At 68.4% G+C, this 25,708-nt stretch carries 23 protein-coding genes, 2 tRNA genes and 1 riboswitch; of the genes, 14 read left to right on the forward strand and 11 right to left on the reverse strand.

The features are described 5' to 3' along the window. Both ON23_RS06855 and ON23_RS06860 read right to left on the reverse strand, forming a co-directional pair. On the reverse strand, positions 1 to 175 hold a 175-nt coding region (locus ON23_RS06855), incomplete at its 3' end, for a YciI family protein (protein WP_505767295.1). Between the two features lie 106 nt (positions 176 to 281). After that, a complete protein-coding gene (locus ON23_RS06860; RefSeq protein ID WP_039777009.1) occupies positions 282 to 1,502 on the reverse strand; it encodes an NAD(P)/FAD-dependent oxidoreductase in 1,221 nt (406 codons plus the stop codon). A 154-nt stretch (positions 1,503 to 1,656) separates the two neighbouring features. Between ON23_RS06860 and ON23_RS06865 the strand changes: the two genes are divergently transcribed. Further along, the gene (locus ON23_RS06865; protein ID WP_039777010.1) at positions 1,657 to 2,313 is read left to right on the forward strand and encodes a mycothiol-dependent nitroreductase Rv2466c family protein; all 657 of its coding nucleotides are present in this window, start codon (positions 1,657 to 1,659) and stop codon (positions 2,311 to 2,313) included. 45 nt (positions 2,314 to 2,358) lie between these two features. Here ON23_RS06865 and ON23_RS06870 read toward each other — a convergent pair whose 3' ends face one another. Next, positions 2,359 to 3,279: a M48 family metallopeptidase gene (locus tag ON23_RS06870; RefSeq protein ID WP_505767297.1), complete on the reverse strand. Its 921-nt coding sequence runs from the start codon at positions 3,277 to 3,279 to the stop codon at positions 2,359 to 2,361. Positions 3,280 to 3,538: 259 nt separating this feature from the next. Here ON23_RS06870 and ON23_RS06875 point away from each other — a divergent pair, with 259 nt between their 5' ends. Together ON23_RS06875 and ON23_RS06880 are read left to right on the forward strand one after the other, a co-directional pair. Further along, positions 3,539 to 4,009: a ribose-5-phosphate isomerase gene (locus tag ON23_RS06875; RefSeq protein WP_036499357.1), complete on the forward strand. Its 471-nt coding sequence runs from the start codon at positions 3,539 to 3,541 to the stop codon at positions 4,007 to 4,009. Between the two features lie 81 nt (positions 4,010 to 4,090). After that, positions 4,091 to 4,906: an Fpg/Nei family DNA glycosylase gene (locus tag ON23_RS06880; protein WP_039777011.1), complete on the forward strand. Its 816-nt coding sequence runs from the start codon at positions 4,091 to 4,093 to the stop codon at positions 4,904 to 4,906. On the opposite strand, the gene ON23_RS06885 is transcribed toward ON23_RS06880, so the two are convergent. The 4 genes from ON23_RS06885 to ON23_RS06900 form a co-directional block, all read right to left on the reverse strand. Continuing rightward, positions 4,894 to 6,192: a glycosyltransferase family 87 protein gene (locus ON23_RS06885; RefSeq protein WP_083903747.1), complete on the reverse strand. Its 1,299-nt coding sequence runs from the start codon at positions 6,190 to 6,192 to the stop codon at positions 4,894 to 4,896. The two genes, ON23_RS06880 and ON23_RS06885, sit on opposite strands and share 13 nt — an antisense overlap. Then, positions 6,189 to 7,517, reverse strand: coding sequence for a phosphatase PAP2 family protein (locus ON23_RS06890; RefSeq protein ID WP_083903748.1), 1,329 nt, complete (start codon positions 7,515 to 7,517; stop codon positions 6,189 to 6,191). Before ON23_RS06890 ends, ON23_RS06885 begins: the two co-directional genes overlap by 4 nt. A 53-nt stretch (positions 7,518 to 7,570) precedes the next feature. Then, entirely contained in the window at positions 7,571 to 8,395 is an 825-nt protein-coding gene (locus tag ON23_RS06895; protein WP_051042159.1) for a GA module-containing protein, read from the reverse strand. 93 nt (positions 8,396 to 8,488) lie between these two features. Next, a complete protein-coding gene (locus ON23_RS06900; protein ID WP_039777014.1) occupies positions 8,489 to 9,493 on the reverse strand; it encodes a GGDEF domain-containing protein in 1,005 nt (334 codons plus the stop codon). Positions 9,494 to 10,165: 672 nt separating this feature from the next. Here ON23_RS06900 and ON23_RS06905 point away from each other — a divergent pair. From ON23_RS06905 to ON23_RS06915, 3 genes are all read left to right on the forward strand, one after another. Then, positions 10,166 to 10,236, forward strand: a tRNA-Gly gene (locus ON23_RS06905). 78 nt (positions 10,237 to 10,314) lie between these two features. After that, a tRNA-Pro gene (locus ON23_RS06910) sits at positions 10,315 to 10,391 on the forward strand. A 42-nt stretch (positions 10,392 to 10,433) separates the two neighbouring features. Continuing rightward, positions 10,434 to 10,501, forward strand: a riboswitch (guanidine-III (ykkC-III) riboswitch). Between the two features lie 17 nt (positions 10,502 to 10,518). Beyond that, positions 10,519 to 10,833, forward strand: a complete 315-nt coding sequence (locus tag ON23_RS06915; RefSeq protein WP_039777025.1) for a DMT family transporter — start codon at positions 10,519 to 10,521, stop codon at positions 10,831 to 10,833. Positions 10,834 to 10,968: 135 nt separating this feature from the next. Here ON23_RS06915 and ON23_RS06920 read toward each other — a convergent pair whose 3' ends face one another. Beyond that, positions 10,969 to 12,741 carry a DEAD/DEAH box helicase gene (locus ON23_RS06920; RefSeq protein WP_083903750.1) on the reverse strand — a complete coding sequence of 591 codons (1,773 nt, stop codon included), beginning with the start codon at positions 12,739 to 12,741 and terminating at the stop codon, positions 10,969 to 10,971. Between the two features lie 345 nt (positions 12,742 to 13,086). On the opposite strand from ON23_RS06920, the gene ON23_RS06925 reads away from it, so the two are divergent. Continuing rightward, positions 13,087 to 15,288, forward strand: coding sequence for an ArnT family glycosyltransferase (locus ON23_RS06925; protein WP_039777015.1), 2,202 nt, complete (start codon positions 13,087 to 13,089; stop codon positions 15,286 to 15,288). A 63-nt stretch (positions 15,289 to 15,351) separates the two neighbouring features. Continuing rightward, positions 15,352 to 15,843: an NUDIX hydrolase gene (locus ON23_RS06930; protein ID WP_039777016.1), complete on the forward strand. Its 492-nt coding sequence runs from the start codon at positions 15,352 to 15,354 to the stop codon at positions 15,841 to 15,843. 3 nt (positions 15,844 to 15,846) lie between these two features. On the opposite strand, the gene ON23_RS06935 is transcribed toward ON23_RS06930, so the two are convergent. Further along, positions 15,847 to 16,437 carry a condensation domain-containing protein gene (locus tag ON23_RS06935; protein WP_039777017.1) on the reverse strand — a complete coding sequence of 197 codons (591 nt, stop codon included), beginning with the start codon at positions 16,435 to 16,437 and terminating at the stop codon, positions 15,847 to 15,849. Between the two features lie 101 nt (positions 16,438 to 16,538). Next, positions 16,539 to 19,034: a phosphoketolase family protein gene (locus ON23_RS06940; RefSeq protein ID WP_373282172.1), complete on the reverse strand. Its 2,496-nt coding sequence runs from the start codon at positions 19,032 to 19,034 to the stop codon at positions 16,539 to 16,541. A gap of 210 nt (positions 19,035 to 19,244) precedes the next feature. Here ON23_RS06940 and ON23_RS06945 point away from each other — a divergent pair, with 210 nt between their 5' ends. The 5 genes from ON23_RS06945 (at position 19,245) to clpX (ending at position 24,631) form a co-directional block, all read left to right on the forward strand. Then, positions 19,245 to 19,826: an FKBP-type peptidyl-prolyl cis-trans isomerase gene (locus ON23_RS06945; protein ID WP_039777018.1), complete on the forward strand. Its 582-nt coding sequence runs from the start codon at positions 19,245 to 19,247 to the stop codon at positions 19,824 to 19,826. A gap of 206 nt (positions 19,827 to 20,032) precedes the next feature. Continuing rightward, positions 20,033 to 21,412 (forward strand): trigger factor, encoded by a 1,380-nt coding sequence (gene tig, locus ON23_RS06950; RefSeq protein ID WP_039777028.1) that lies wholly within the window; start codon positions 20,033 to 20,035, stop codon positions 21,410 to 21,412. Between the two features lie 264 nt (positions 21,413 to 21,676). Next, on the forward strand, positions 21,677 to 22,264 hold the full coding sequence (locus ON23_RS06955; RefSeq protein ID WP_036499422.1) for an ATP-dependent Clp protease proteolytic subunit: 588 nt from the start codon (positions 21,677 to 21,679) through the stop codon (positions 22,262 to 22,264). A 40-nt stretch (positions 22,265 to 22,304) separates the two neighbouring features. Further along, complete coding sequence (locus tag ON23_RS06960; protein ID WP_039777019.1) at positions 22,305 to 22,973, forward strand: ATP-dependent Clp protease proteolytic subunit; 669 nt, start codon at positions 22,305 to 22,307, stop codon at positions 22,971 to 22,973. 377 nt (positions 22,974 to 23,350) lie between these two features. Further along, on the forward strand, positions 23,351 to 24,631 hold the full coding sequence (gene clpX / locus ON23_RS06965) for an ATP-dependent Clp protease ATP-binding subunit ClpX (protein WP_036499502.1): 1,281 nt from the start codon (positions 23,351 to 23,353) through the stop codon (positions 24,629 to 24,631). A 76-nt stretch (positions 24,632 to 24,707) separates the two neighbouring features. Here the strand turns inward: clpX and ON23_RS06970 are convergent, their stop codons facing one another. Further along, entirely contained in the window at positions 24,708 to 25,283 is a 576-nt protein-coding gene (locus ON23_RS06970) for a carboxymuconolactone decarboxylase family protein (protein WP_039777020.1), read from the reverse strand. A 165-nt stretch (positions 25,284 to 25,448) separates the two neighbouring features. Between ON23_RS06970 and ON23_RS06975 the strand changes: the two genes are divergently transcribed. Further along, a partial coding sequence (locus ON23_RS06975; RefSeq protein WP_039777021.1) for a maleylpyruvate isomerase N-terminal domain-containing protein occupies positions 25,449 to 25,708 on the forward strand: 260 nt, incomplete at its 3' end.

Below are 25,708 nucleotides of genomic sequence, written 5' to 3' on the forward strand. Positions count from 1 at the left end.
CGATGCGGGCCTGATCCGGGAAGGCCAGACCCTGGGCGTCGACCAGCTCACCCGATTCGCGCAGTGCCGCCCCGAGCGCGCGCTGGAATTCGATATGGGCCGCGATGTCCTCCGGCGGCCACTCGCTGATCGGAGTGTCGCAGTGCGCGGCAGGGCGGTAGGTCTTGAGCAGCATGTATTTCACGATGATCTCCTCGGCTCGCCGGCGCGCCACCGCGGCGCGCTCACGATTGGGTCGGTGCCGAGCGCGGCTCCTCGACCTACCTCGACAGCGATAGTGATCACAAATCGGTGCTGGTATCGGCGAGCGCGTCCGGATTCACCGGTTCGCCGCCGAGGATCAGCTCCTTGATCCGATCGGTGACGTCCCAGACGTTGACGTTCATCCCCGCCAGCACCCGATTGCCCTGATCCAGCCAGAACGCGACGAATTCGCGGCTCGCGGTGTCGCCCCGAACCACCACGGAAGTCGTCGCACCCGGGGCGACGAAACCGGTGTACTCCATGCCGAGGTCGTACTGGTCGGTGAAGAAATAGGGCAGCCGGTCGTAGGTGGCGGGCCGGTCGAGCATCGTCAGCGCCGCCACGGCCGGTTGGTTGAGCGCGGTGGCCCAGTGTTCGACCCGCACTCGCTGCCCGAGCACCGGATGCTGCTGATCGGCGATATCGCCGACGGCGACGATATCCGGATCGCTGCTGGCCAGGCTCTCGTCCACCAGCACGCCGCCCTCGACCGCGAGCCCCGCGTCGGCGGCCAGTTCGATATTCGGCCGGGCGCCGACCGCGATCAGCACCGCATCGGCGTCCACGACCGTGTCGTCGGAGAGCCGGACTCCGGTGGCCTTCCCGTCCGCGGTGACGATCTCGGCGGCCTTCACGCCGCAGCGCAGATCGACGCCGTGCGCGCGGTGCAACTCGCCGAAGACCGCACCCATCTCGTCGCCGAGCGCGGCCTGCAACGGCACCGCGCCCACCTCCAGCACGGTCACCTCGAGACCGGCGGTCCGTGCGGCCGCCGTGACCTCCAGGCCGATCCAGCCCGCGCCGATGACGACCAGCCGCCGCGCCGAGCCGAACAGTGAGATCAGCGCATCGGACTGCCCGATGGTGCGCAACATGTACACGCCCTCGGCGTCGGCGCCGGGAATCGGCAGCCGGCGCGAGCGCGATCCGGTGGCCAGGGCGAGTTTGTCGTACGGCCGGGTCGAACCATCCGGCAGCGCAACAGTTTTCGATGAGCGATCGACGGACGTGACGGTGGTGCCGAGCAGCAGGTCGACATCGTGATCGCGATACCACTGCTCGGTGTGCACGGTGAAATCGGCGAGCGACTTCTTGCCGAGCAGATGTTCCTTCGACAGTGGCGGCCGCTCGTAGGGAAGCTGCGCCTCCTCGGCGATCACCGTGATCGCGCCGTCGAACTCGTTGTCGCGCAACGACTCCGCCAGCTTCGCGGCGGCCAGACCGCCGCCGACGATGACGAACCTGGAATCTGTGGGCATGGGAAAACCTCCGGGCAGCGGGCAACCAGGGTCGTATCCGACCCTACTGTGCGATCCCGCCGCGATCGGGAAATATCGCCAACTTCGCGGCGTTGACCAATGCTGAGGGCGGGTGGCGTGCGGCCTCCCCACTGCTTCTTCGAAGGGACGAAATGTGAGCGATCAGACGACCACCGCCGGTTCCAGGGACCGCGTCGATTTCTGGTTCGATCCGCTGTGCCCGTGGTGCTGGATCACCTCGCGCTGGATTCTGGAGGTCGAGAAGGTCCGCGATATCGACACGCACTTCCACGTGATGAGCCTGGCCGTGCTCAACGAGGGCCGTGACGACCTTCCCGAGCGCTACGTCGAGATGATGAAATCGGCGTGGGGTCCGGTCCGGGTGGCCATCGCCGCGGCCGAGCAGCACGGTGAGAAGGTGCTCTCGCCGCTGTACACCGCGATGGGCACCCGCATCCACAATCGCCGGGAGGAGTACGAGCGCGAGAATCGGGCCGACAGCCTGGCCGCGGTCGTCGCCGACGCTCTCGCCGAGGTCGGGCTGCCCGCCGAACTGGCCGAGGCCGCCACGAGCACCGACTACGACGAGGCGCTGCGCAAGAGCCACCACGCCGGAATGGACAAGGTCGGGCCGGATGTCGGCACGCCGACCATCCACATCAACGACACCGCCTTCTTCGGCCCGGTGCTGTCGCGGATTCCGCGCGGCGAGGACGCGGGCAAGGTGTGGGACGGGGCCGTCGCGCTGGCGTCCTATCCGCACTTCTTCGAACTCAAGCGGACCCGCACCGAGGACCCGCAGTTCGACTAGTCATCGACGGCACGGGGCGTGGCACGCCCCGTGCCGGGCGTGCGGCTACCGCGGCGGCAGCCCCGGAATCTCGCCGTATCCGAGGTAGCTGCCCGTCCGGTCGTCCGGTCCGGCCGGCGGCATCGGCTGCGGCGGGCCGGCCGGCGGATACGGCGGTGGGGTCGCCGTCATCCGTGGCGGCGGCGGCCCGCTCGGCCGCAGGAACATCCGGCCGTGCCGGCTGCGGTCGCGCAGCGCCCACATCCGCCACGTCAGCACCGGGTGCGAGGCCATGGCGTTGACCACCCAGACGAAGAAGCCCCTGTCCTGCGGCGCGCGGTCGGCCATCTCGTCGAAATCGACGAGTGAATTCAGGTATTTGCCGCCCGCAAGGGTTTTCATCGCTCCCGGGGCGCCGAGATGCCGGTTGCAGAAGCCGTGGTTGTCGGCGGTGTACTCCTGTGCGCGAATCAGCGAATTGCCGATGATCGGCAGGAACGGCACGAGGAACATGCCCAGCTGACGCCAGTACGACACATGACCGGCCGCGATGTGGCCGACCTCGTGGCCGATGATGAAGGCCAGCGCGTCGGGGTCACGAGCCTGGCCGCCGATCTCGAACAGATCGCTGTAGACGACCACGTAGCGGCGGAACCCGTGTCCCGAGGCGAAGGCGTTGATCTGCCCGTTGCCCAGCACCACGTAGGCATCCGGGACGGTCGCCATACCGAAGCGCGCGGCCGCCTCGACCACCATCCGGTATCCCTCCGGAAACTGGGTGGGCGACATCTTCACGGCATTGAGCCGCTGCATCGAATAGTTGGTGCCGCGCCCGAACCACAGCAGCAGCGGCGCGAGGATCACCAGTACGACGTAGTAGTTCACCGCGCCGACGAGCAGGGACAGCAGCGCGATCAGATAGCCGGTGACGGTGACCAGGATCACCACGATCAGCAGCGGGATCTCCCAGCTGTGCCGGGCCGGCATCCCCCAGGGGGACAGCCCGCGTGTCGGTTGGAACGGCGGGACGTGCGGCGGCGAAAACGGTTGCTGCGGACCCCATCCCGGCGGTCCCAGCCGAGGATCCCATCCCGCCATACCGGTCACCGGATTCCACCCCGGTCCGCGCCCCTGCTGTGGTGACTGATCGGCCCACTGATCTTCGGACTGCATGGGCTGAACTCTATAGAGGATCGGGGAACGACCCCATGTGGAGCGAAACCGCCCACCTGACAGAATCTCAGCCATGCGCGTATACCTGGGTGCCGACCATGCCGGCTTCGAATTGAAGAACCAAGTGAAGGATCATCTGACGCAGGCCGGTCACGACGTGGTCGACTGCGGAGCCCACGAGTACGACGCGGTCGACGACTACCCGGCCTTCTGCATCGACGCCGCCCGCCGCGTGGTCGCCGACCCGGGCAGCCTCGGCATCGTGTTCGGTGGCAGCGGTAACGGTGAACAGATCGCCGCGAACAAGGTTCCCGGCGCGCGCTGTGCGCTGGCCTGGAGCGTGGAGACCGCGAAACTGGCTCGTGAGCACAACAATGCGCAGCTCATGGGTATCGGCGGCCGGATGCACAGCACCGAGGAGGCCTTCGCGATCATCGATGCGTTCCTGGCGACGCCGTGGTCGGACGAGGCGCGGCATCAGCGGCGCATCGACATCATCGCCGAATACGAGAAGAGCGGTCAGCCGCCGGCGGTGCAGAGCTAGGCAGGCATCGAGCGGGCCGGGCCACGCGCCCGGCCCGTCCGGCCGCGTGCGGGCCGGTGTGAGCGGAACGGAATTCGGTCGATGCCTGAGGGACATACGCTGCATCGCCTGGCGAAGCTGCATCAGCAGCGCTTCGCCGGTGGTGTCGTGCGGGTATCCAGCCCGCAGGGGCGCTTCGCCGACGGTGCCGCCCTGGTCGACGGAGCCACCCTGACCAAGGCCGAGGCGTGGGGTAAACATCTTCTGCACCACTACGATTCGGGCCTGACCGTCCATGTGCATCTCGGTCTCTACGGCACCTTCACCGAATCGCCGGCGCCGCTGAGCGATCCGGTCGGCCAGGTGCGAATGCGGATGATCGGCGCCGGGAAGTCCGCGGCCACGCTGTACGGGACCGATCTGCGCGGTCCGACCGCGTGTGAGGTCCTGCACGCACCGGAGGTCGACGCCCTCACCGCCCGGCTCGGCCCGGACCCACTGCGGCGCGATGCCGATCCGGAGCGGGCTTCGCAGCGGATCCGCCGTTCGAACCGGTCCATCGCGGCGCTGCTGATGGACCAGTCGGTGGTGGCGGGCGTGGGCAATGTCTATCGCGCGGAAGTGCTGTTCCGGCACGGCATTTCACCGCAGCGCCCCGGCCGCGCCGTCACGGCCGCCGAGTGGGATGCGCTCTGGGCGGATCTGGTGGCGCTGATGAAGGTCGGCGTGCGCAAGGGCGCGATCGTGGTGGTGCGCCCCGAACACGACCGCGGCGCACCGTCGTATGCGGTCGGCAAACCGCGCACCTACGTCTATCGCCGTGCCGGTGAGCCCTGCCGGATCTGTGGAACCACCGTCGCGCATGCCGTGCTCGAGGGGCGAAACCTGTTCTGGTGCCCCACCTGTCAGCCCGCCTGAGTCGCCGGGAGCGCCGAGGCGCGCCGCTGGAGCAGTCGCGTGAGCGCGAGTCCGAGCAGCGTGACGGCGACCAGGACGTAGGTGTTGCCCAGGAGGTGCTGCCACCAGTTCCAGGTGAGTTCCCGGTCGCCACCGCCCGGCACCAGCACCTGTCCGATCAGGAACGGCGCGGTGACGGCGGCGATCGCGCCGGCCACCGCCGCGGCGGATCTGCTGGTGGACCACAACGCGGCGGTCACCAGCGCGGGTGCCACCCACACCCAGTGATGCGTCCACGACACCGGCGAAACCAGCAGCAGCACAGCGGCATTCACGAGCAGCGCGGCGACCGAGAGTTTCGTGATCGCGGGGGCGTTCCCGGCTACGATCGGGGCGGCGCCGGCGGTGCGCTCGGCGCGGAAGAGCAGGTACATCGCGACCGCGCCGGCGGCGACGACGGCGAGACCGAGACCGAGCCATATCGCCGCGGCCGCGGATTCGGGCAGGCCGAGCCGGTAGACCATGCCCTTGAGCGACTGGTTGCCGGCGTAGTAGGGCGCCCCGATGCGACCGGTGTCGACGATGGCGTGCAGCCAGTACTGCGTGGACGTCCGGGGGAACAGCACGAATCCGGCGAGCACCACCCCCGCGGCGGTCGCCGCCGCCGTTCCCGCCGCTTTCCAGTCCCGGCGGATCAGCAGATACAGCACGAAGGCCGCGGGGGTCAGTTTGGTGACGGCGGCGATGCCGATCAGCACGCCTCGGGGCCAGCGCGACTTCTCGGTCAGGCAGTCCAGCGCGACCGCGGCCATCAGGATGATGTTGATCTGCCCGAACCACAGTGTGGTGTGCACCGGCTCGAGCGCCGCCATCGCGATGACGACGGGGGTGACCACGGTCGCTTTCGACCGCGGGTTCAGCTCGGGGCGGACCCGGGAGAGCACCAGCCAGATCGTCACCCACAGACAGGCCAGCGAACTGGCCGTCACCGCGATCTCCGCGAGCCAGAGCGGCATCACGGCCAGCGGAGTCATCAGCAGCGCGGCCGACGGGGGATAGGTGAACGGCAGGTCGGTGTGGCCGGCCACCGGTAGCGGCGGCCCGTACAGTGCGCCGTGGTGCAACCAGGCCAGGGTGTCGACCCGATACACCTGCAGATCGAGAAAACCGTGCAACGCCGAGATGAGCAGGGCAGCCGACACCGAGAGCAGAAGTCCGATCAGGATCGGGATGCGGGGGAAATATCTCGTGTCGTCCGAATGCTGTTGGCGCAGCAGCTGACGCCGCTCCGCCCGCACCGTGATCATGAAGCTGAGACCGACCTTTCGATGTTCGCCGTTCGGCGCTCGGGCGCGGCGAACCACGTCGTGTAGAACAGGGAGATCACGGCCGCCAGTGCGGCCAGGACCGCGAGTCCGGACGGCAACGGATGGGCGGCCATGGTCTCTGCGAGGAAACGATAGGACAGCAGCAGCCCCGCGAAAACCCCGGCGCCGAGGGTCACCATGTGAATTCGCGTGCTGTCCCAGCCGCGATCGGGTTCGCGCAGTGCCGATTCCACCGTGAGGCACAGGACCGCACCCGCCACCAGATCGCAGCCGTAGTGGTAGCCGAAGCCGAGCGTCGCCAGCAGCGTGCACACCAGCCACAACGCACCGCCCCAGCGCAGCCAGCGCGGCCCGGTGCGCGAATGCACGAACAGTGCTGTGGCCCACGCGGTGTGCATCGACGGCATGCAGTTGCGGGCGGTGCCGGCATCGAAGAGCATCGGCACCGGGGTGCCGGTGATCGCCGGCACCGTATGCGGCCAGTCGCCGATCTGCAGGCCGTGGCCCAGCGGGCCGTAGGCGAAGACCGGGCCGACCACCGGAAACAGCACGTAGACGAGCGGCCCGACGATGCCCAGTGCCAGGAAGGTGCGCAGCAGGTTGTGCCGGGGCCACGGCCTGGTCGTCACATTGCGCAGCTGCCACACCGCCACCACCACGGCGGCCGCGGGCAATTGGATGTACACCGCGTGCAACACGGCCGACGGGACCGGGCCCGCCGCGTCCAGAAGGCCGCCGACGACCCACGCCGGATCTCCCAGTGCCCGATCGGCATATTGCACGTACTGATCCAATACGCGCGGACCGGCGGAGATGCTCACCAGCAGCCAGGTGTCGGCGAGCTTCGACGCCATGATCAGCAACACACCGAATGCGATGGCGCGCAGAGCGATCCGCCGTCGCCGGCCACGCCACCGAGCGACGGTCAGCACGAGCGCGGTCAACACCAGCGTGGGGCCGGTTCCGATGGAGAGGTGCCAGTGGCACAGCGCCTGCACCCCGAGCACCAGCAGGTCCAGTACCGCGGCCGACGCGAGGCTGACGACGCGCACGCGCGCGGGCACGCCGACGCACGCGAGGCCCAGGCCCGCCCAGGAGACGAACGCCGACTGCGGGTCGGCCGCGTAATCGGCGAGGAGACTACGAAAGGGCCCGAGGGCGCCGTGCGCAGATGCCCACAGCTGGGCGATGGTGAGCAGGGCCACAGCGCCGACGGCTGCGGCAGCGGCTCCTGCTCGGGGCTTTTTCCCACCCCCGGATAACGACGACGGGGGAACTACCCTCGCCTCGTGGTCGATCAACACTGAAGATCGATAACACAACGTAAACGGAGGCGCAACTTCCGGTTACCGGAAAGCTAAAAACCTCCGTCGAATCCGCCGAAGTCGCCCCCGTCGAAACCACCACCACCGCCGTCGAAGAAGCCGCCCCCGTCGAAGCCGCCCCCGTCGTATCCGCCGCCGTCGTATCCGCCACCCTGGTCATAGCCGCCGCCGTCGTATCCGCCCTGATCACCGCCGTCGAAGCCTTGCCCGGTGTCCTGTCCGGCATCGTGACCCGCATCGAATCCGGCGTCATAGCCTGCGCCGTAACCGTTTTCGAAACCGGCCGCGCCGTAGCCGACGCCGTGCATGCCACCGAACAGCGCATCGAACAGCAGCACCGAGCCCACGCCCCAGGCGCCGGCCACCAGCGCGGTCTTCCACCACGGCTCGGAATACCAGCCGGCCGGAACCGGACGCCCGGCGACCCGGCCGCCCGGATAGTAGTTCGGAGTTTGCGGAGACGGCGTCGGCGATGCCTCGATGCTGCGGCCGTCGAAGTCGACGGTGCGGTCCTCGGTCACCCGTCCGGCGGACCGCCGGCCGTCCAGTTCGGGGACCGGTGGACCGGGATCGAGATTCATCGCGGTGCGTGCCGCACGCACGTAGTACAGGCCCTCGATCGCGGTTTCCTTGGCCAGCCGGGCCTGGGTGACGGTCGTGGCCTGATCGATCTGCGATCCGGCGGCGTTGAGCCGTTCACCCGCATCCGCCAGCGCCTGCTTGGAGGCCTGGTCGGTCCCCGTGAGGTTGTAGACCTGGCCGCCGAGGCGTTCGATCAACCGGCGGGCGTCGGCCTTCGCGTCGGCGAGTTGGTTGGTGTCCCGGGTGCGTTGGTTGGAACGCCCCGCGACCATCATCGCGACGCACGCGATCAGCACGACGACCAGAAGAATCAGCAGCAGCCACACGTCGACCAGAGTACGCGTCGACGGTTTGCTGAAGGCTTGCTCTCAGCCTGCGACGGCCGCGTCGTAGTCGAGTCGGGCGGCGTCGTAACCGCCCGGATCGCCGTCGGAATCGCCGAGCTCGGAGAGTGCGAACTGCCGCTTGCCGGCCGTCTTGGCCGAGTACATCGCCCGATCCGCGCTGCGCAGCAGATCGGAGAAGTCGCACGGCCGCCCGGGCGGGGAGAAGGCGGTGCCGACGCTCGCCGACACCGGCACCGGTCCGGCGTCGGTCGGAACCGGATCGTGCAGGGCGGTCAGCACACGCATCGCCACCTCGGCGAGGGTGTTGCGGCGGGCGGGCAGGGCGAGGACGAATTCGTCTCCGCCGTAGCGGCATACGACCGTTTCGTCCGGGCAGGCCGCGCGCAGCCGCCGGGAGATCTCCACCAGCACCTCGTCGCCGACGGAATGGCCGTAGCCGTCGTTGATCTGCTTGAAGTCGTCCAGATCGATCAGCAGCAGGCCCACGCCGCGGGTGTGGTCGGTGGCCATCACCCGCACGCGTTCCTGCAACAGCGAGCGGTTGGCGAGGTCGGTGAGCGCGTCGTGGGTCGCCTCGTGCCGCAGCCGATTCTGCAGCGCCGCGATCTCCTGTACGCGCACGGAGACCGCTGCCGTCAGATTGCGCTCCTGCTGGGCCAGGGCGCGCTGCTGCAGGGCCTCGGCGTAGCTGTCGATGGCGTGGCTGGCCACGAACGGCCAGCGGGTCGCCACCAGGGAGCCGGGTTCACCCGGCGCGAAGCCGAGCAGGGCTCTGGTGGCGGGGGCGAGCATGCGGGTGCGGTCGAAGGGCGCCTCGGCCAGCCGTCGCCCGATCGCGCGGGCGGCCGGTACCGGAAACGGTTCGGACTGTGCAAGATTCAACAACTCATCGATGATGGCCGCGAACACCTGCTCCAGGTGTTCGGGCTCGACTGTCAGCCCGCTACCGGCATAGACGGCACGAACCCAGTCCCGTGTCGTCGCCGCGACGTTCGCGGCGGTCTGCGTGTCGAGTTCGGCAGGCATCGCCGATCACCTCGCGCAGACGTCGTCGACGCCGGCGCTCCGGCCGGTCACGCCCTCCGGAACGCGCTCACTGCTTCGCGGTCGAGTACACCTTCGGCGCACGCTCACCGCCCCCTTTCCAGATACCCCCGTCCGGCAAAAAGGATCCTAGCAAGCCACCCGGCACCGAAAAACGCTGTTTTACAACCTGTTCCGATAAGTCACGAATGGCGATCGGCAGTGTGATCGACGCCGGGCCTGCGGCGTTACACCTTGCCCCAGCGTGTCGCTCGCGGCGTGTTGCGGGGGATGTTCACCCATCGGTGTGCGGGACTTCGTGAATCGTTCTTATCGCAGGCCAGGGGCCTTGACGTGGGAACCGCCCTGCGCGGCGGCGGCGAGTCGACGGTGACGAGTATCACAGCGGGTTGAGAGGTTCGGTCGTTGCGGCGAGTGTCGCGATAGCTCGGGGCGCGATGAGCCACTTCGGCGCCGCCGCACCGGAGCCCGGTCGTCGAGGGTTTGCTGTCCAATCGCTACGGGCCTACTTCATGGGGAGTTCGGCGCGCCGGCGAACAGCCCGGCAGACGCGCCGGGCGAAAACCGGGTGTGCGATTGGCATTCCGGAAGTGAAGTTCGGTACAGTCCTACACGCAGACGACATCGTGGCGATCCCATTGGTGTCGTATGCCTGCGGGTGTAGTTCAATGGTAGAACCTCAGCCTTCCAAGCTGATGGTGCGGGTTCGATTCCCGTCACCCGCTCCGATGAGGGGATTTCGGCAATCCCCGGCCGCCTGATCCCGTCCATCGGGAGGTGCCAGCACAGCCGCTGGACGGAAACGGGATGTAGCGCAGCTTGGTAGCGCATCCGCTTTGGGAGCGGAGGGTCGCAGGTTCAAATCCTGTCATCCCGACCACAGACGACCGGGAATTTTCGCCCGGTCGTGGGCGCTGAATAGGCGAGGTCGCGTTCTGCGGCCGACCGGACGATCGCAACCGTACCCGGCCCCCGACAAGACGGTATTCCCGAAAGGAATGCCGACCATGGCGTGGATCGTGCTGGTGCTGTCCGGAGTCTTCGAGGCCGTCTGGGCCACCGCCCTGGGCAAATCACACGGCTTCACCCGCATCGCGCCGTCGCTGATCTTCGCGGCCGCGCTCGTGGCCTCGATGTCGGGTCTCGCCTACGCGATGCGCACCCTGCCCGTGGGCACCTCGTATGCGGTGTGGGTGGGCATCGGAGCCGCGCTCACCGTGGTGTACGCGATGATGACCGGGACCGAGCAGGCCTCGCTGGTGAAAATCGTTTTGCTGTTGCTGATCGTCGCGGGTGTGGTGGGCTTGAAGGTGACCGGATAGCAATCCCACAGGGGCCGAGGGCGGCAGTGCGCGCGGCCCGGATACAGCCCGGAGCCGCGTACGCCAACTGCCGCCCGATCGTCCATTCCAGGTGCGGGCCCGTAACCCGCGTACCCCCGGCTGCCGATGTGCGCGTTATCGACCGTTACGCGCCGGCCGGGCGGAGCCGGCCGAATGTGATTGCGCGTGAACGCGTTTCGTACCACCGGCCGAACGTGCGGCACCCGGCGAGCGGCCCGACGAACCGCGTTCGGTCCGGCCCGTTCCGGCGGCGCCGCGCTCGCGCGCCGACTGCTTGCCGCTCGTGCGGGCAGGTCCGTCGGCGGCACCGCGAAGTTCGCGACCGGGCCGTCCTGCACCGCTCCGACGGTTGTCCGATGCGGTGGCACGGTCGTTGGCGGCACGGTCGTTGTCCACCGTGCGCCGCCGCCGCGACGTGGCACGGCCGTCGGTATCCGTGGGCGCGACGGCCGCTCGGTCGTGCGCGAAGCGGCCGCGTTGCGGCGCGGTGCGGTCGGCGGATGCGGTGCGGTCGGCGGATGCGGTGCGACCGGTGGATGCGGTCGCGGTGCGACCGGTGCGGCTGTTGTTCGCCGATTCGCCGCGTTCGCTCCTCGTCGCCGGGCCGCGCCGCCGAGGCTTACGGGCCGGGCTGTCGGCTCGGGCGGGGCGGCGGGAATTCTGCTCGGCGCGTTCGGGTTTCGCGGTGGGCGCAACCGGTGCCGCGACCGTGCCGACCAACGCGGTGACCTGGGCCGAATCCGGGCTCACCTGTTGCGGGCGGACGTCGAGGCCGGCCTTGCGCAGCAGTACCGCGACGTCCTTGCGCTGTTCCGGCAGCATGATCGTCACGACATCGCCGGTGCTGCCGGCGCGGGCGGTGCGCCCCGAGCGGTGCAGATAGGCCTTGTGTTCGGCGGGCGGGTCGACGTGCACGACGAGTTCGACATCGTCGACGTGGACGCCGCGGGCCGCGATATCGGTCGCGACCAGGACGCGCGTGGAGCCGTCGGCGAAGGCGGCCAGATTACGGTCGCGCGCGACCTGCGACAGATTGCCGTGCAGATCGGCGGCCGGAATTCCGGCGGTGGTGAGCTGCTTGGCCAGCCGTCGCGCATGATGTTTGGTGCGCATGAACAGGATTCGCCGTCCGGTTCCGGAGGCGAGGGTGTGGACCAGCACACGCTTGGCCTCGCTGTCGCCGATCTCGAAGACGTGATGGGTCATCGCGGGCACCGGCGAGTGGGCCTCGTCGACCGTGTGCGACAACGGGTTTCGCAGGAAGCGCTGCACCAGTTTGTTCACGCCGTTGTCCAGGGTGGCGGAGAACAGCATCCGCTGTCCGTCGGCCGGGGTCGCGGCCAGGATTCGGGTGACGCCGGGCAGGAAGCCGAGATCGGCCATGTGGTCGGCCTCGTCCAGCACCGTGATCCGCACCTCGTCCAGGGCGACCAGGCGCTGTTTGATCAGATCCTCCAGGCGGCCCGGGCAGGCGACGACGATATCCGCCCCCGAGCGCAGTTCGCGGACCTGGCGTGCCTGCGGCACCCCACCGAACACCGTCACCACTCGCAGATCGCAGGCATCGGCCAACGGCTGGAGGGTCGCGGCGATCTGAGTGGCCAATTCACGGGTGGGCGCCAGCACCAGACCCGCGGGCCGGCCCGGGACGCGCCGGTGACCGAGGCGGTGCAGCCGGTCGACCATCGGAATCGAGAAGGCGAGGGTCTTACCGCTGCCGGTGCGCCCGCGAGCGAGCACATCGCGGCCGGCCAGTGTGTCCGGAAGCGTCGCGGCCTGGATAGGCAGCGGTGCGGTGAAACCCTGCGCGGTCAGGGCGCGCACCAGCGGCGCGTCGACGCCGAGGGCTTGGAAAGTGGTGGCAGGGCTCGATGAACGAGTCGTCATGAGTAGTCGTGGTGCCTTTCGAGCAGCAGAGTCAACCGCAGCGGCGCTGGGGTTGCAGCGGCGCCGGGCTTCGTAGCACGCACGGAGGCTGACCGCTGGGTGGCCGACGCGAAGAGTAGACATCCACGACGGAGGGAGTACGAGTAACCGATACTCCTCCACCACCCTATCCCGTCCCGCCGGTTTCCCGGGCATCGCGGGACAGTGACGGTTCTCTCCTCACCGGGCGACGTGGATCACTGGGCGGTATGAATCGCTGGGCCGTGTGGCCTGCTGGGCGGGTTCACAGGTTTCTCCCAGCGCCGTCCCAGCCGGTCGGCGGCGCGGCCGACCATCATGGCAGCCATGACCGAAACTGCTATCGCGCCGGACCGACCGGCGGACGGCGTGACGACGCCCGGTCGGGGCCGCACCCGGAGCCTGCCGTGGGAGCATCTGGGGCTCGCCGCGCTGCTGGGCGGCACCGCGATCGCCTATCTGTGGAATCTGAGCGCGAACGGCTGGGCCAATTCCTTCTATGCCGCCGCGGTGCAGTCCGGGGCGAAATCGTGGAAGGCGTTCTTCTTCGGTTCCTCGGACTGGGGCAATTCGATCACCGTCGACAAGACGCCGACGTCGCTGTGGCCGATGGAGATCTCGGCCCGTCTCTTCGGGATGAACAGCTGGAGCATGCTGATCCCGCAGGTGCTGATCGCGGTCGCCGCCGTCGCCCTGCTCCGGTCGACGCTGCGCCGGACCTTCGGCCCCGGGGCCGGGCTGCTCGGCGGGCTCGCGCTGGCGGTGACGCCGGTGGCCACGCTCATGTTCCGCTACAACAACCCGGACGCGCTGCTGGTCCTGCTGATGATCGCCGCGGTGTGGGCGATGACGCGCGCTCTCGAGGACGGCCGGTGGCGCTGGCTGCTGCTGTGCGGCGGTTTCGTCGGACTCGGGTTCCTCGCCAAGCAGTTGCAGGTGTTGCTCGTCGTGCCCGCGCTGGCGCTGACCTATCTGTTCGCCGGACCGCCCCGGCTGGGGAAGCGGCTGCTGCAACTGCTCGCCACCGGTGCGGCGCTGGTGGTCGGCGCCGGGTGGTGGGTGCTGGTCGCGCAACTGTGGCCGGCCGATTCGCGGCCGTATTTCGGGGGGTCGAAACATAATTCGATCATCGAGCTGACGCTCGGCTACAACGGATTGCAGCGACTCGGCGTCGATTCCGGCGGCGGATTCGGCGGTCCGCCCGGACCCGGCGGACGCGGCCACGGACCGTCGTTCGGTTCGGAGGCGGGGATCACGCGACTGTTCAGCGAGACCGTCGGCGGTCAGATCGCCTGGTTGATCCCGGCGGCGCTGATCCTGTGCGTCGCGGCTGTCGTGCTGTGCGGCAAGGCGTCCCGCACCGACACGCAGCGGGCCGCACTGCTGCTGTGGGGTGGCTGGGCGCTGGTCACCGCCCTGGTGTTCAGCTTCATGAAGGGCATCTTCCACCAGTACTACACCGTCGCCCTGGCGCCCGGCGTCGCCGGTGCGGCCGCGATCGGAGCCGTCGTGCTGTGGCGGCAACGGGATCGGCTCGGGGTCCGCCTCGTTCTGGCCGCGGCCGCCGCGCTGACCACGGTCACCGCGGTGATACTGCTCGATCGCACGCCGGACTTCGTGCCGTGGCTGCGGTGGATGGTCGGTGTCGCCGGCGCGGTCGCGACCGTGGCGTTGGTGATACCGCAACCGCGCCGGACGGCCGCCTGGACGGCCGGTCTCGCGGTGGCCGTCGCGATCGCCGCGCCGGTGGCCTATTCGATCCAGACCATCGCCTCCGCCCACAACGGCGGCATCGTGCTCGCCGGACCGAAGACCAGCGGTGGGTTCGGCTTCGGCTTCGGACCGGGCGGCCCCGGTGGTGCGTGCGGACCTGCCGGGCCGGGTGTGCCGGGCGGCACCGGCAGCGGACCGTCCACACCCGCTCCGGGCGCGAACGGAACTCGTCCGGGTGCCCCGGGGCAGGTCCCCAGCGCCCCGCCGGCCGGAGCGGAAAGCGGATGCGCCGCAGCGGGACTCGGCGCAGGATCGGCGGACGACGGTTCCGATTCGGCGGGCGCCGCCCAGCCTCCCGGACAACCCGGCCGGGTGCCGCGGTCCGGCGAGCCGGCGGCCACCGGCCCCGGCGCAGGTCAGCGCCCATCCACCGACCGCCCGTCCGGTCCCGGCATGGGTGAGCGGACGAATCGACAGCTGATCGACCTGTTGAAGAACAACGGCGCCGGCTACACGTGGGCGGCCGCCGCGATCAGCTCGATGGGTGCCGCGGATCTGCAGCTCGATTCGGGTTACGCGGTCATGCCTATCGGCGGATTCGGTGGCGGCGATCCGTCTCCGACCCTCGATCAGTTCCGCGCCGATGTCGCACAGGGGCGTATCCACTACTTCGTCGGGTCCGAGCGGCGCGGCCCCGGGTCGGGGGAGACCTCGGCGGCGAGCCGGATCGCCCAGTGGGTCGAGAGCACGTACGCGGCGACCGATGTCGGCGGTACCAAGGTCTACGACCTGACGGCGCCGACGGCGGCCCGGTAACCCGCGCGGCGCGTGGCGGCCCCGCGTCGCCACCGCCTCGGTTCGGTGCGGCAGACTGCGACCATGACCGGAGCCACGGCGTCGAAATACAGTGCGGGAGTTCTGCTGTTCCGGCATGTCCCGCGGTTGCAGGTGCTGCTCGGCCATATGGGCGGTCCGTACTGGGCGCGCAAGGATGCCGGTGCCTGGTCGGTCCCCAAGGGCGAGTACGCGCCGGATTCCGAGGACGCCCGCGCGGCCGCGGCGCGTGAGTTCACCGAGGAACTGGGCCTGCCCGTACCCGACGGTGACTGGATCGCGCTGGGGGAGTCGCAGTACGGCAGCGGTCGCTCCCGCAAGCAGCTCACCGTGTGGGCGGTGGCTGGTGATCTGGATCCGGAGCAGGTGGTCCCCGGCACCTTCGAGATGCAGTGGCCGCCGAGATCCGGACGCATGCAGGCGTTCCCGGAGATCGATCGGGTCGAGTGGCTCGAACCGGAGCTCGCCCGCGAGAAGATCGTCGCCGGTCAGCGTCCGTTCCTGGACCGGCTCACCGAGGTGCTCGCGGACGGCTGAGGGTCAGCGGTAGGCGTCGGCGATCCCCTCGCCATCGGATTCGACGAGCCGAACGCCCTGGAGTTCGTGGACGGTCAGCCGATGGGCGGGACGCGCCGCGTCCCACCTCGGGACGAGGTTGCGGCGCCGCGCGGCGTAGGCGGTCATGAGATCGCGTGCCAGCCGGGCCGGCGATATCCGGTCGACCGCGGCCCGCCGCAGAATCACGACCAGCAGATGGTGCGGAATATCTTCGGGATCGCCGAGCGGCCGGAAGGTTCTCGCCCGCACCGGAACCGACAGCGGCGCAGCGGTTTCCGCGTCCATGAATGCGGTGATCGCGTCCGGCAATTCGGCCGCGGCCACCGGCGTCGGCACCAGTCGTGGCAACACCGCGGCGGTCGCGGACAGAAGGCGGGGCGCGGCACTCGAACCGGGCATCGGGTACACGGTGCGGAGCTGTTCGTGCCGCGCGATCAGATCGGCGAAGGCGTCGCGCAGTCCGACGGCATAGAGATATCCCGTGAAATGCAGGGTGAACGATGCCGTTCCCGCGGGCGTCGGATCGACGGGCGGCACGGCGGGGACCACCGCGGTGGTTGAGCGCAGTTCCATGCGGCATTTCCGTTCCTCGTTCGTACCCCAGTCCCGGCGGGCACACGCGGAGCCTAACTCCGAACCCGCGTCCGCGCTGTTCGACGGGGCACGGGCGAGGGTCAGCGGCCGTACGGCCAGCGCCAGTCGGCCACCTCCGGAATATCGGCGCCGTGCTCGCGTGTCCAGATACGCGCGGCCAGACGGGCATCGGCCATGTCCTGGCGTAGTCCGGCCGCCTGGGTGCCCAGTCCGGGAACGCGGTCGATCACATCCATCACCAGGTGATAGCGGTCGAGGTCGTTGAGCATCACCATGTCGAACGGGGTCGTGGTGGTGCCTTTCTCCTTGTATCCGCGCACGTGCAGCCCGGAATGGTTGGTGCGCCGATAGGTGAGCCGGTGGATCAGCCAGGGATAGCCGTGGAAGGCGAAGATGATCGGCCGATCCCGGGTGAACAAGGTGTCGAATTCGCTGTCGGGCAGGCCGTGCGGATGTTCGTCCGCCGGCAGCAGCCGCATCAGATCGACCACGTTCACCACGCGAATGCGCAACTGGGGCAGCCGTTCCCGCAGAATGGCGGCGGCCGCCAGCGTCTCCAGGGTCGGTACGTCGCCGGCGCAGGCCAGCACCACATCGGGCGTCGTGCCCGTATCGTCGTTGTGGCCGGCCCATTCCCAGATACCGGCCCCGCGGGCACAGTGCAGACGCGCCTGGTCGACCGACAGCCAATCCGCCTGCGGCTGTTTGCCGGCCACCACCACGTTCACGTAATGGCGCGACCGCAGGCAGTGGTCGTAGGTCGACAGCAGCGTATTGGCGTCCGGCGGCAGATAGACGCGCACGATCGAAGGCTGCTTGTTCATCACCACATCGAGGAAACCCGGGTCCTGATGGGTGAATCCGTTGTGATCCTGCCGCCACACATGGGAGGTCAGCAGGTAATTCAGGCTCGGAACGGGCCGGCGCCACGGCACCGCGCTGCTGGCGTCCAGCCATTTCGCATGCTGGTTGAACATCGCGTCGACGATGTGGATGAAGGCCTCGTAACAGGTGAACACGCCGTGGCGCCCGGTGAGCAGATAGCCCTCCAGCAGGCCCTGGCACATATGTTCCGACAACACCTCGATCACGCGGCCGCGGCGGTCCAGTTTCACGTCGAATTCGCCGATGTCGGCCTGCCAGTTGCGGCCGGTGACGGTGAGGACGTCCTGGAGCCGGTTACTGGCCAATTCGTCGGGTGCGAAGATCAGGAAGTTGTCGCGGTTGGCGGCGGTGACGTCGCGCAGCCACGTGCCCAGCACCTGGGTGGCCTCGTGCGAGGTGGCGCCCGGCGCGGGGACCTCCACGCCGTAGCGGCGCCAATCCGGCAGTCGCAGATCCTGCATCGTCGCGCCGCCGTTGGCCACCGGATTGGCGCTCATCCGCCGCGGCCCCGCCGGGACCTGGCGCAGCAGCTGCGGATACGGGCTGCCGTCCTCGTCGAACAGTTCCGCGGGACGATACGACTGCAGCCACTGCTCGAGCACCCGGCGGTGACCGTCGTCGGAACGCGCGGCCGGGAGCGGCACCTGATGGGCGCGGAAGGTGCCCTCCACCTGGTCGCCGTCGACCACCGGCGGGCACGTCCAGCCCTTCGGCGTGCGCAGCACGATCATCGGCCAGCGGGGCCGTGTCCCGTCGGCACTCTCGCGCGCGGCGCGCTGGAATTCGGCGATGCGGTCCAGGCTACGGTCCAGCGCGGCGGCCATCGCCTGGTGTACGGCCGCGGGGTCGTGCCCGGCGACGATGATCGGGTCGTAGCCGTAACCGTGCAGCAGCGACAGCAGTTCGGATTCCGGAATGCGGGCCAGCAGGGTCGGATTCGCGATCTTGTATTCGTTGAGCGCCAGAATCGGCAGCACCGCGCCGTCGCGCGCCGGATTGAGGAATTTGTTCGCGTGCCAGCTGGTCGCCAGCGGCCCGGTCTCGGCCTCGCCGTCGCCGATCACGCAGAACACGGTCAGGTCGGGATGGTCGAGCGCGGCGCCGTAGGCGTGCAACAGGGAATAGCCGAGCTCGCCGCCCTCGTGGAAGGAACCAGGTGTCTCGGGCGCGCAATGGCTGGGCACGCCGCCGGGATAGGAGAACTGCGCGAACAACGCGCCCATTCCGGCCCCGTCGCGCGAAATATTGCTGTAGAGCTCGGAATACGTGCCTTCCAGCCAGGCACAAGCGTTCGGCCCCGGACCTCCGTGTCCCGGCCCGGCGACGAAGACCGCGTCCAGATCGCGGGCCCGGATCGCCCGATTGGCATGGGCCCAGACCAGATTCAGTCCCGGCACCGTCCCGAAGTGCCCGAGCAGCCGAGGTTTGATGTGCTCGGCCGCCAGCGGGGTGCGCAGCAGGGGATTGGCCGTCAGATAGATCTGGCCCACCGCGAGATAGTTCGCCGCGCGCCACCACGCGTCCAGATCGGCGAGCTCGTCCGGTGAGAGCGGGCCGGGGACCTCGGCCAGCCGATACGGTTCGGGGGCGATCGTGGTCCCGCCGCTGCCGCCGATATTGTCGGCCGCCGTATCCGCGCCGGTCGGGTCGGTGGCCGGAACCCGTCCTTCCGAACTCGCCAAGTCGGTCACGATCGTGCTCCTCGCAGTGGGGTGTTCCGGTAACCGCTTCGGATGGAGACTCGACGCCAGGCTACCGGTCCGCGACGACCCTGGGCCGATCCGCACCCGCAGCCCGGATATCCGCACTCGGTGCCCGAAAACCTCCCGTGTCCGCCGGATCGGACGGCGGTGACGGGGCCCACAGCCGGTGCGTCCGCCGCACCGATTAGGGTGCGGCGCATGCAGACTTTGGCCAGGATCATCGGCACGGCCGCCGTCGCGGTCGCGGCGGTCGCCCTCACCGCCTGCGGCGGCAACGACGACAACGGCTCGGCGACGACCTCGAGCACCGTCGCAGGCGCCCAGCCGCGCGCGGGCACCTCGGCCGCCGCGGCGCCCACGGCGAGCCACGGCCGCGAATGCACCGCCGACGACATCGGTGTCACCGGCGGCTTCGGCCAGGCGCCGACCATCACCATTCCCGACAACTGCGATCCGCCGAAGCAACTGGTCACCAAGGATCTCGTCGAGGGCACCGGCCCGGCGGCGGCGACCGGCCAGCCGGTGGAGATGAACTACACGCTGGTCACCTGGTCGGACAAGAAGAAGCTGGACAGCTCCTTCGACCGCGGCCAGACCTTCCCGCTCACCCTCGGCACCGGTGAGGTCATCCAGGGCTGGGACCAGGGCCTGATCGGCATCAAACAGGGCGGCCGCCGCCTGCTGATCATCCCGCCGGACCTCGGCTACGGCCAGGGCGGCCAGGGTGTGAAGCCCAATGAAACCCTCGTCTTCGTCACCGATGCCGTGAAGGTCGGTTGATCGACGGCTTCGCCGGCACAGCTGCCGCCGAACAAGGCGGGCCAGCCGATTGCGGCCCGGATACCGCTGTCGACTACCCTTGATCGGATGCGATTTCGGGGGGAAACAGCGCCGTTGTACGGCGGCACCCGAACATCGTCGCCGGCGGAGCACACCGCCGTCCGGCGACCACACAGACCAGTGAACAACGAACAAGGAGCATGTCCGTGAAGAGCACCGTCGAGCAGCTGAGCCCGACCCGGGTCCGCATCAATGTCGAGGTGCCCTTCGAGGAGCTGAAGCCGGACTTCGACAAGGCGTACCGGGCGCTGGCCCAGCAGGTTCGCATTCCCGGCTTCCGTCCGGGCAAGGCCCCGGCCAAGCTGCTCGAGGCCCGCCTCGGTCGCGGCGCCATCCTGGAGCAGGTCGTCAACGACGCGCTGCCGGCGCGCTACAGCGAGGCCGTCACCGCCTCCGAGGTGAAGGTGCTCGGCCAGCCCGAGATCGAGATCACCAAGATCGAGGACGGCGACGAGCTGGCGTTCACCGCCGAGGTCGACGTCCGTCCCGAGATCGCGCTGCCCGACTACGAGAGCATCGAGGTCACCGTCGATCCGCTGAGCATCGGCGACGAGGACATCGACCAGCAGCTGCAGTCGCTGCGCCAGCGCTTCGGCACCCTGAAGAGCGTCGAGCGCGCCGTGCAGGAGGGCGACTTCGTCTCGATCGACCTGTCGGCCACCGTGGACGGCGAAGAGGTCTCCGAGGCGACCACCTCCGGTCTCTCGCACGAGGTCGGCTCCGGCCAGCTCATCGAGGGCCTGGACGACACCCTCATCGGCCTGAAGGCGGAGGAGTCCAAGGACTTCACCTCCACCCTGGTGGCCGGCGAGCACGCCGGTAAGGAAGCCGTCATCACCGTGAAGGTGAACTCGGTCAAGGAGCGCGAGCTGCCCGAGGCCGACGACGAATTCGCCCAGATGGCAAGCGAATTCGACACCATCGACGAGCTGAAGGAAGATCTGCGCAAGCGGGTCGAGCAGAGCAAGAAGGTGCAGCAGGCCGGCGAGATCCGCGACAAGGTGCTCGAGGCGCTGCTGGACAAGACCGAGGTGCCGCTGCCCGAGGCCGCGGTGCAGGCCGAGGTCGATGCCGTGCTGCACGACGCGGTGCACGGCTTCGACCACGACGAGGCGAAGTTCGCCGAGGCGCTCGAGGCCCAGGGCAGCACTCGCGAGGAGTTCGACAAGGACTCCAAGGAGGCCGCCGAGAAGTCGGTGAAGACCCAGCTGCTGCTGGACGCGATCGCCGAATCGGAGAACACCCAGGTCGGCCAGCAGGAGCTGACCGAGCGGATCCTGTTCCAGTCGCAGCGCTACGGCATGGCGCCGGAACAGTTCATCCAGCAGATCCAGCAGGCCGGACAGCTCGGCGCGATCTTCGCCGACGTGCGCCGCGGTAAGGCGCTGGCCGGCGTGGTGATCAAGGCCAAGGTCACCGACACCGACGGCAACACGGTCGACACCGCCGAGATGTTCGGTGAGCCGGCCGAGGCGGTGGCGGATTCCGAGGGCGCCGCGGAGTCGGCCGAGAACGCCGCCGAGTAGCCATCGGCGACAGATGAGTCAGCTGTAAGCGAAGCAAGGCGGTACCGGGAGTTCGGTGCCGCCTTGTTTCGTTAGTGTTTGTATCAACCGAATCAGGCCGCGGTCGGACGTCGGGGACGGAGGCGGTAGCTTGCGTAACCACGAAGGGCCCCGGAAGACCGCATATTGGACAGAGGCTGTGCCGGCAGGCATCGTGCCGGCGAGAGAGGGCAGGTATCCGTGACAATCAATCAGGCTGTGGCACCTTTGAAGTCGGGGCCGGTCATGACATCCGCGACTGCTGGGCTCAACCTCAGTGATTCGGTGTACGAGCGTTTGCTCCGCGACCGCATCATCTTCCTGGGCACCCAGGTCGACGACGACATCGCCAACAAGCTGTGCGCGCAGATCCTGCTGCTCACGGCCGAGGACCCGAACCGCGACATCTCGCTCTACATCAACTCCCCCGGTGGGTCGGTCACCGCGGGTATGGCCATCTACGACACCATGCAGTTCGCCGAGTGCGATATCGCGACCATCTCGTTCGGCCTGGCGGCCTCGATGGGCCAGTTCCTGCTCACCGCGGGCACCAAGGGCAAGCGCTACGCGCTGCCGCACACCCGGATCATGATGCACCAGCCCTCCGCCGGTATCGGCGGTAGCGCGGCCGACATCTCGATCTACGCCGAGCAGCTCGCCCACACCAAGCGGGAGCTGAACGAACTGCAGGCGCAGCACACCGGACAGTCCGTGGAGCAGGTCACCGCCGACGCCGACCGCGACCGCTGGTTCACCGCGGCCCAGGCCCTGGAGTACGGCTTCATCGACCATGTGATCACCAATGCCCGCCAGGCGAACGGCGCCGGTAACTGAGCGCGAAACCGCTCATCCCCCATCGACTTTGGAGACGAAGATGACCCTGATCGACCCGCGTGCCGGCCTGTCCGGTAGCGCACCGGCGAGCCCGCAGGCCCGGTACATTCTGCCGTCGTTCATCGAGCACTCGAGCTTCGGCGTCAAGGAGTCCAACCCCTACAACAAGCTGTTCGAGGAGCGCATCATCTTCCTCGGCGTGCAGGTGGACGACGCCTCGGCCAACGACATCATGGCGCAGCTGCTGGTGCTGGAGTCGCTCGATCCCGACCGCGACATCACCATGTACATCAACTCGCCCGGTGGTTCCTTCACCTCGCTGATGGCCATCTACGACACGATGCAGTACGTGCGTGCCGATGTCGCGACGGTCTGCCTGGGCCAGGCGGCCTCCGCGGCGGCGGTGCTGCTGGCGGCGGGTACCCCGGGTAAGCGGGCCTGCCTGCCGAACGCCCGCGTGCTGATCCACCAGCCGTCGCTGGAGGGTGGCATCCAGGGCCAGGTCTCCGATCTGGAGATCCAGGCCGCCGAGATCGAGCGCATGCGCCGGTTGATGGAGACCACGCTGGCCCGCCACACCGGTAAGGATGCCGACACCATCCGCAAGGACACCGATCGTGACAAGATCCTGACCGCCGACGAGGCCAAGGATTACGGAATCATCGACACGGTGTTCGACTACCGCAAGCTGAGCGCCCAGAAGAAGTGATCCGGCCGCGGGGCTCGCTCGCCGAGCGGGCCCCGCGGGCGCTGGTCCGGGCGGCGGAGCGAGGTCGGCACCGCCCGGATCGGCAGCCGGGATGGCCGGGGTGAGAGTGCGTCGGGTGAGCTTTCCGACACTCTCTCCGCGAGAAACATCCTCGAGTTGTCGACCTCCGTCGCGTCGACCGGGTACGGTCGGTCTAGGGACCTTGGCTCATGGGGTGTCGGCATACACGACCGACCCGGACGACATACGCCGAAGTGCGAGAATCCGATCGACGCGCGACACTGATCGGATGCACGGCGGGTAGCGTTGTTCGAAGGCGGCTTGTCGGCATCCGGGACAGACGGTTGCACGCGGACAAGGAAGTAGGGACCCACGAGATGGCGCGCATCGGTGATGGCGGCGATCTGCTGAAATGCTCGTTCTGCGGAAAGAGTCAGAAGCAGGTCAAGAAGCTCATTGCGGGACCAGGGGTGTACATCTGCGACGAGTGCATCGACCTCTGCAACGAGATCATCGAAGAGGAGCTGGCCGAGTCGAGTGAGGTCAAACTCGACGAGCTGCCCAAGCCGGCCGAGATCCGGGAATTCCTCGAGCAGTATGTGATCGGCCAGGATTCGGCCAAGCGCACGCTGGCCGTGGCCGTCTACAACCATTACAAGCGCATCCAGGCCGGTGACAAGGGCCGTGACAGCCGCGGCGAGCCGGTCGAGCTGATGAAGTCGAACATTCTCATGCTCGGCCCCACCGGCTGCGGTAAGACCTACCTCGCGCAGACGCTGGCCAAGATGCTCAACGTCCCCTTCGCCATCGCGGACGCCACCGCGCTGACCGAGGCCGGCTATGTCGGTGAGGATGTCGAGAACATTCTGCTCAAGCTGATCCAGGCCGCCGATTACGACGTCAAGCGCGCCGAGACCGGCATCATCTACATCGACGAGGTCGACAAGATCGCCCGCAAGAGCGAGAACCCGTCGATCACCCGCGACGTCTCCGGTGAGGGCGTACAGCAGGCGCTGCTGAAGATCCTCGAGGGCACCCAGGCGAGCGTGCCGCCGCAGGGCGGGCGCAAGCATCCGCATCAGGAGTTCATCCAGATCGACACGACGAACGTGTTGTTCATCGTGGCCGGCGCCTTCGCGGGGCTGGAGAAGATCGTGCAGGACCGGGTCGGCAAGCGCGGCATCGGTTTCGGCGCCGAGGTGCGGTCCAAGGCCGAGATCGACACCGCCGACCACTTCGCCGAGGTCATGCCCGAGGATCTGATCAAATTCGGCCTGATCCCCGAATTCATCGGCCGCCTGCCGATGGTCGCCTCGGTGACCAACCTCGACAAGGAATCGCTGGTCCGCATCCTGTCCGAGCCGAAGAACGCATTGGTGAAGCAGTACGTGCGTCTGTTCGAGATGGACGGTGTGGACCTGGAGTTCACCAAGGACGCCTTGGAGGCGGTGGCGGATCAAGCCATCCTGCGCGGCACCGGCGCTCGCGGTCTGCGCGCCATCATGGAAGAAGTGCTGCTGCCGGTGATGTACGACATCCCCAGCCGCGACGATGTGGCCAAGGTGGTCATCAACGCCGAGACGGTCAACGACAATGTGCTGCCGACCATCGTGCCGCGCAAGCGTCAGGCGGCCGAGCGCCGCGAGAAGTCGGCCTGATTCGAGAGCTGCGAGAAGGGGCGGGAGTCGATCTCCCGCCCCTTTTTCGTGCCCGTGAACCTGGATGGCTGCTCGGTCAGTCCTGCGCCCACGGCACTCGACAGGAATCGGTGCTGAAGCCCTGGGCGGTGATGCCCAGCGCCGAATACGTGCGGGCACGGGAATTCTCCAGTGCGATCTGATAACTCAACTCCACGACGCCCGCGTCGCCGAACCGTGCCCGCAGGTCCTCGATCTGCTCGTCGGTGACCGTGGTGGGGGTGGCGGTCATGGCATCGGCGTAGGCGATCGCGGCGCGTTCGTCGTCGCTGTAGGCGGGCGAGGTCCGGTAGTCCGCGATCTGCTTCAGCTTGTCGATGTCGAGGTGGCTCAGCCGCATGAGCATCGTGCCGAAATCGACGCACCAGGAACAGCCGATCGTCCAGGCCACCCGGTAGACGGCGATCTCGAGCACGTCGTCGGGGACGACGGAGGTGGCGCGGCCGACCAGTGATTCGTGGGCCGCGTACGCCGTGAGCATCTTCGGGTGATTGGCGATCACGGCCATCGGCTCGGGCACCTCGCCGAACCTGCGCTTGCCGACGCGGTACATGATCCGGGTCAGCGGGCCCGCCTGCTGCGGCGGCACCGGGGGGATGCGGGTGGCACTCATGATTCTCCCTTCGGAGGACGATTCACCCCTTGGACGAGACGCCGTCCCGCGATGTGACGGGACGCGAGTGTGATGCCGGTCTCACCCACTTCGTAGCGTAGTCGCCGCGATGCCGGAAAACTAATAAGCATGGACAGATGATATGCATACACATACGATAGGTTCATGACTAATATTTCCGAGCTGGACCGCAAGGCGGTCGACTACAGCGTGACGATCGTGTCGAAGGTGGCCCGCGCCGACCTGCATCGGCCCACACCCTGCGGCGAATGGGATCTCGCTCAGCTGCTCACCCATATGGCCGTGCAGCACCGCGGCTTCGCGGCGGCCGCACGCGGGCACGGTGGCGATGCGGCCGTCTGGCATATGGATCCTCCTGCGGATCCGGTGGCGGTGTATCGCGAGGCGGCGGCCGATGTGACGGC

Origin of the sequence: Nocardia cerradoensis NBRC 101014 (assembly GCF_000308535.1) — a bacterium.
Lineage (GTDB): Bacteria > Actinomycetota > Actinomycetes > Mycobacteriales > Mycobacteriaceae > Nocardia > Nocardia cerradoensis.

Bases quoted from the DNA above. Each gene is read 5' to 3' on its own strand.
- ON23_RS06860 (WP_039777009.1), bottom strand. From the start codon at position 1,502: ATGCCCACAGATTCCAGGTTCGTCATCGTCGGCGGCGGTCTGGCCGCC.
- ON23_RS06870 (WP_505767297.1), bottom strand. From the start codon at position 3,279: ATGCCGGCCCGGCACAGCTGGGAGATCCCGCTGCTGATCGTGGTGATC.
- ON23_RS06875 (WP_036499357.1), top strand. From the start codon at position 3,539: ATGCGCGTATACCTGGGTGCCGACCATGCCGGCTTCGAATTGAAGAAC.
- ON23_RS06880 (WP_039777011.1), top strand. From the start codon at position 4,091: ATGCCTGAGGGACATACGCTGCATCGCCTGGCGAAGCTGCATCAGCAG.
- ON23_RS06885 (WP_083903747.1), bottom strand. From the start codon at position 6,192: ATGATCACGGTGCGGGCGGAGCGGCGTCAGCTGCTGCGCCAACAGCAT.
- ON23_RS06895 (WP_051042159.1), bottom strand. From the start codon at position 8,395: ATGATGGTCGCGGGGCGTTCCAACCAACGCACCCGGGACACCAACCAA.
- ON23_RS06900 (WP_039777014.1), bottom strand. From the start codon at position 9,493: ATGCCTGCCGAACTCGACACGCAGACCGCCGCGAACGTCGCGGCGACG.
- ON23_RS06915 (WP_039777025.1), top strand. From the start codon at position 10,519: ATGGCGTGGATCGTGCTGGTGCTGTCCGGAGTCTTCGAGGCCGTCTGG.
- ON23_RS06920 (WP_083903750.1), bottom strand. From the start codon at position 12,741: ATGACGACTCGTTCATCGAGCCCTGCCACCACTTTCCAAGCCCTCGGC.
- ON23_RS06925 (WP_039777015.1), top strand. From the start codon at position 13,087: ATGACCGAAACTGCTATCGCGCCGGACCGACCGGCGGACGGCGTGACG.
- ON23_RS06930 (WP_039777016.1), top strand. From the start codon at position 15,352: ATGACCGGAGCCACGGCGTCGAAATACAGTGCGGGAGTTCTGCTGTTC.
- ON23_RS06935 (WP_039777017.1), bottom strand. From the start codon at position 16,437: ATGGAACTGCGCTCAACCACCGCGGTGGTCCCCGCCGTGCCGCCCGTC.
- ON23_RS06945 (WP_039777018.1), top strand. From the start codon at position 19,245: ATGCAGACTTTGGCCAGGATCATCGGCACGGCCGCCGTCGCGGTCGCG.
- ON23_RS06955 (WP_036499422.1), top strand. From the start codon at position 21,677: ATGACATCCGCGACTGCTGGGCTCAACCTCAGTGATTCGGTGTACGAG.
- ON23_RS06960 (WP_039777019.1), top strand. From the start codon at position 22,305: ATGACCCTGATCGACCCGCGTGCCGGCCTGTCCGGTAGCGCACCGGCG.
- clpX (WP_036499502.1), top strand. From the start codon at position 23,351: ATGGCGCGCATCGGTGATGGCGGCGATCTGCTGAAATGCTCGTTCTGC.
- ON23_RS06970 (WP_039777020.1), bottom strand. From the start codon at position 25,283: ATGAGTGCCACCCGCATCCCCCCGGTGCCGCCGCAGCAGGCGGGCCCG.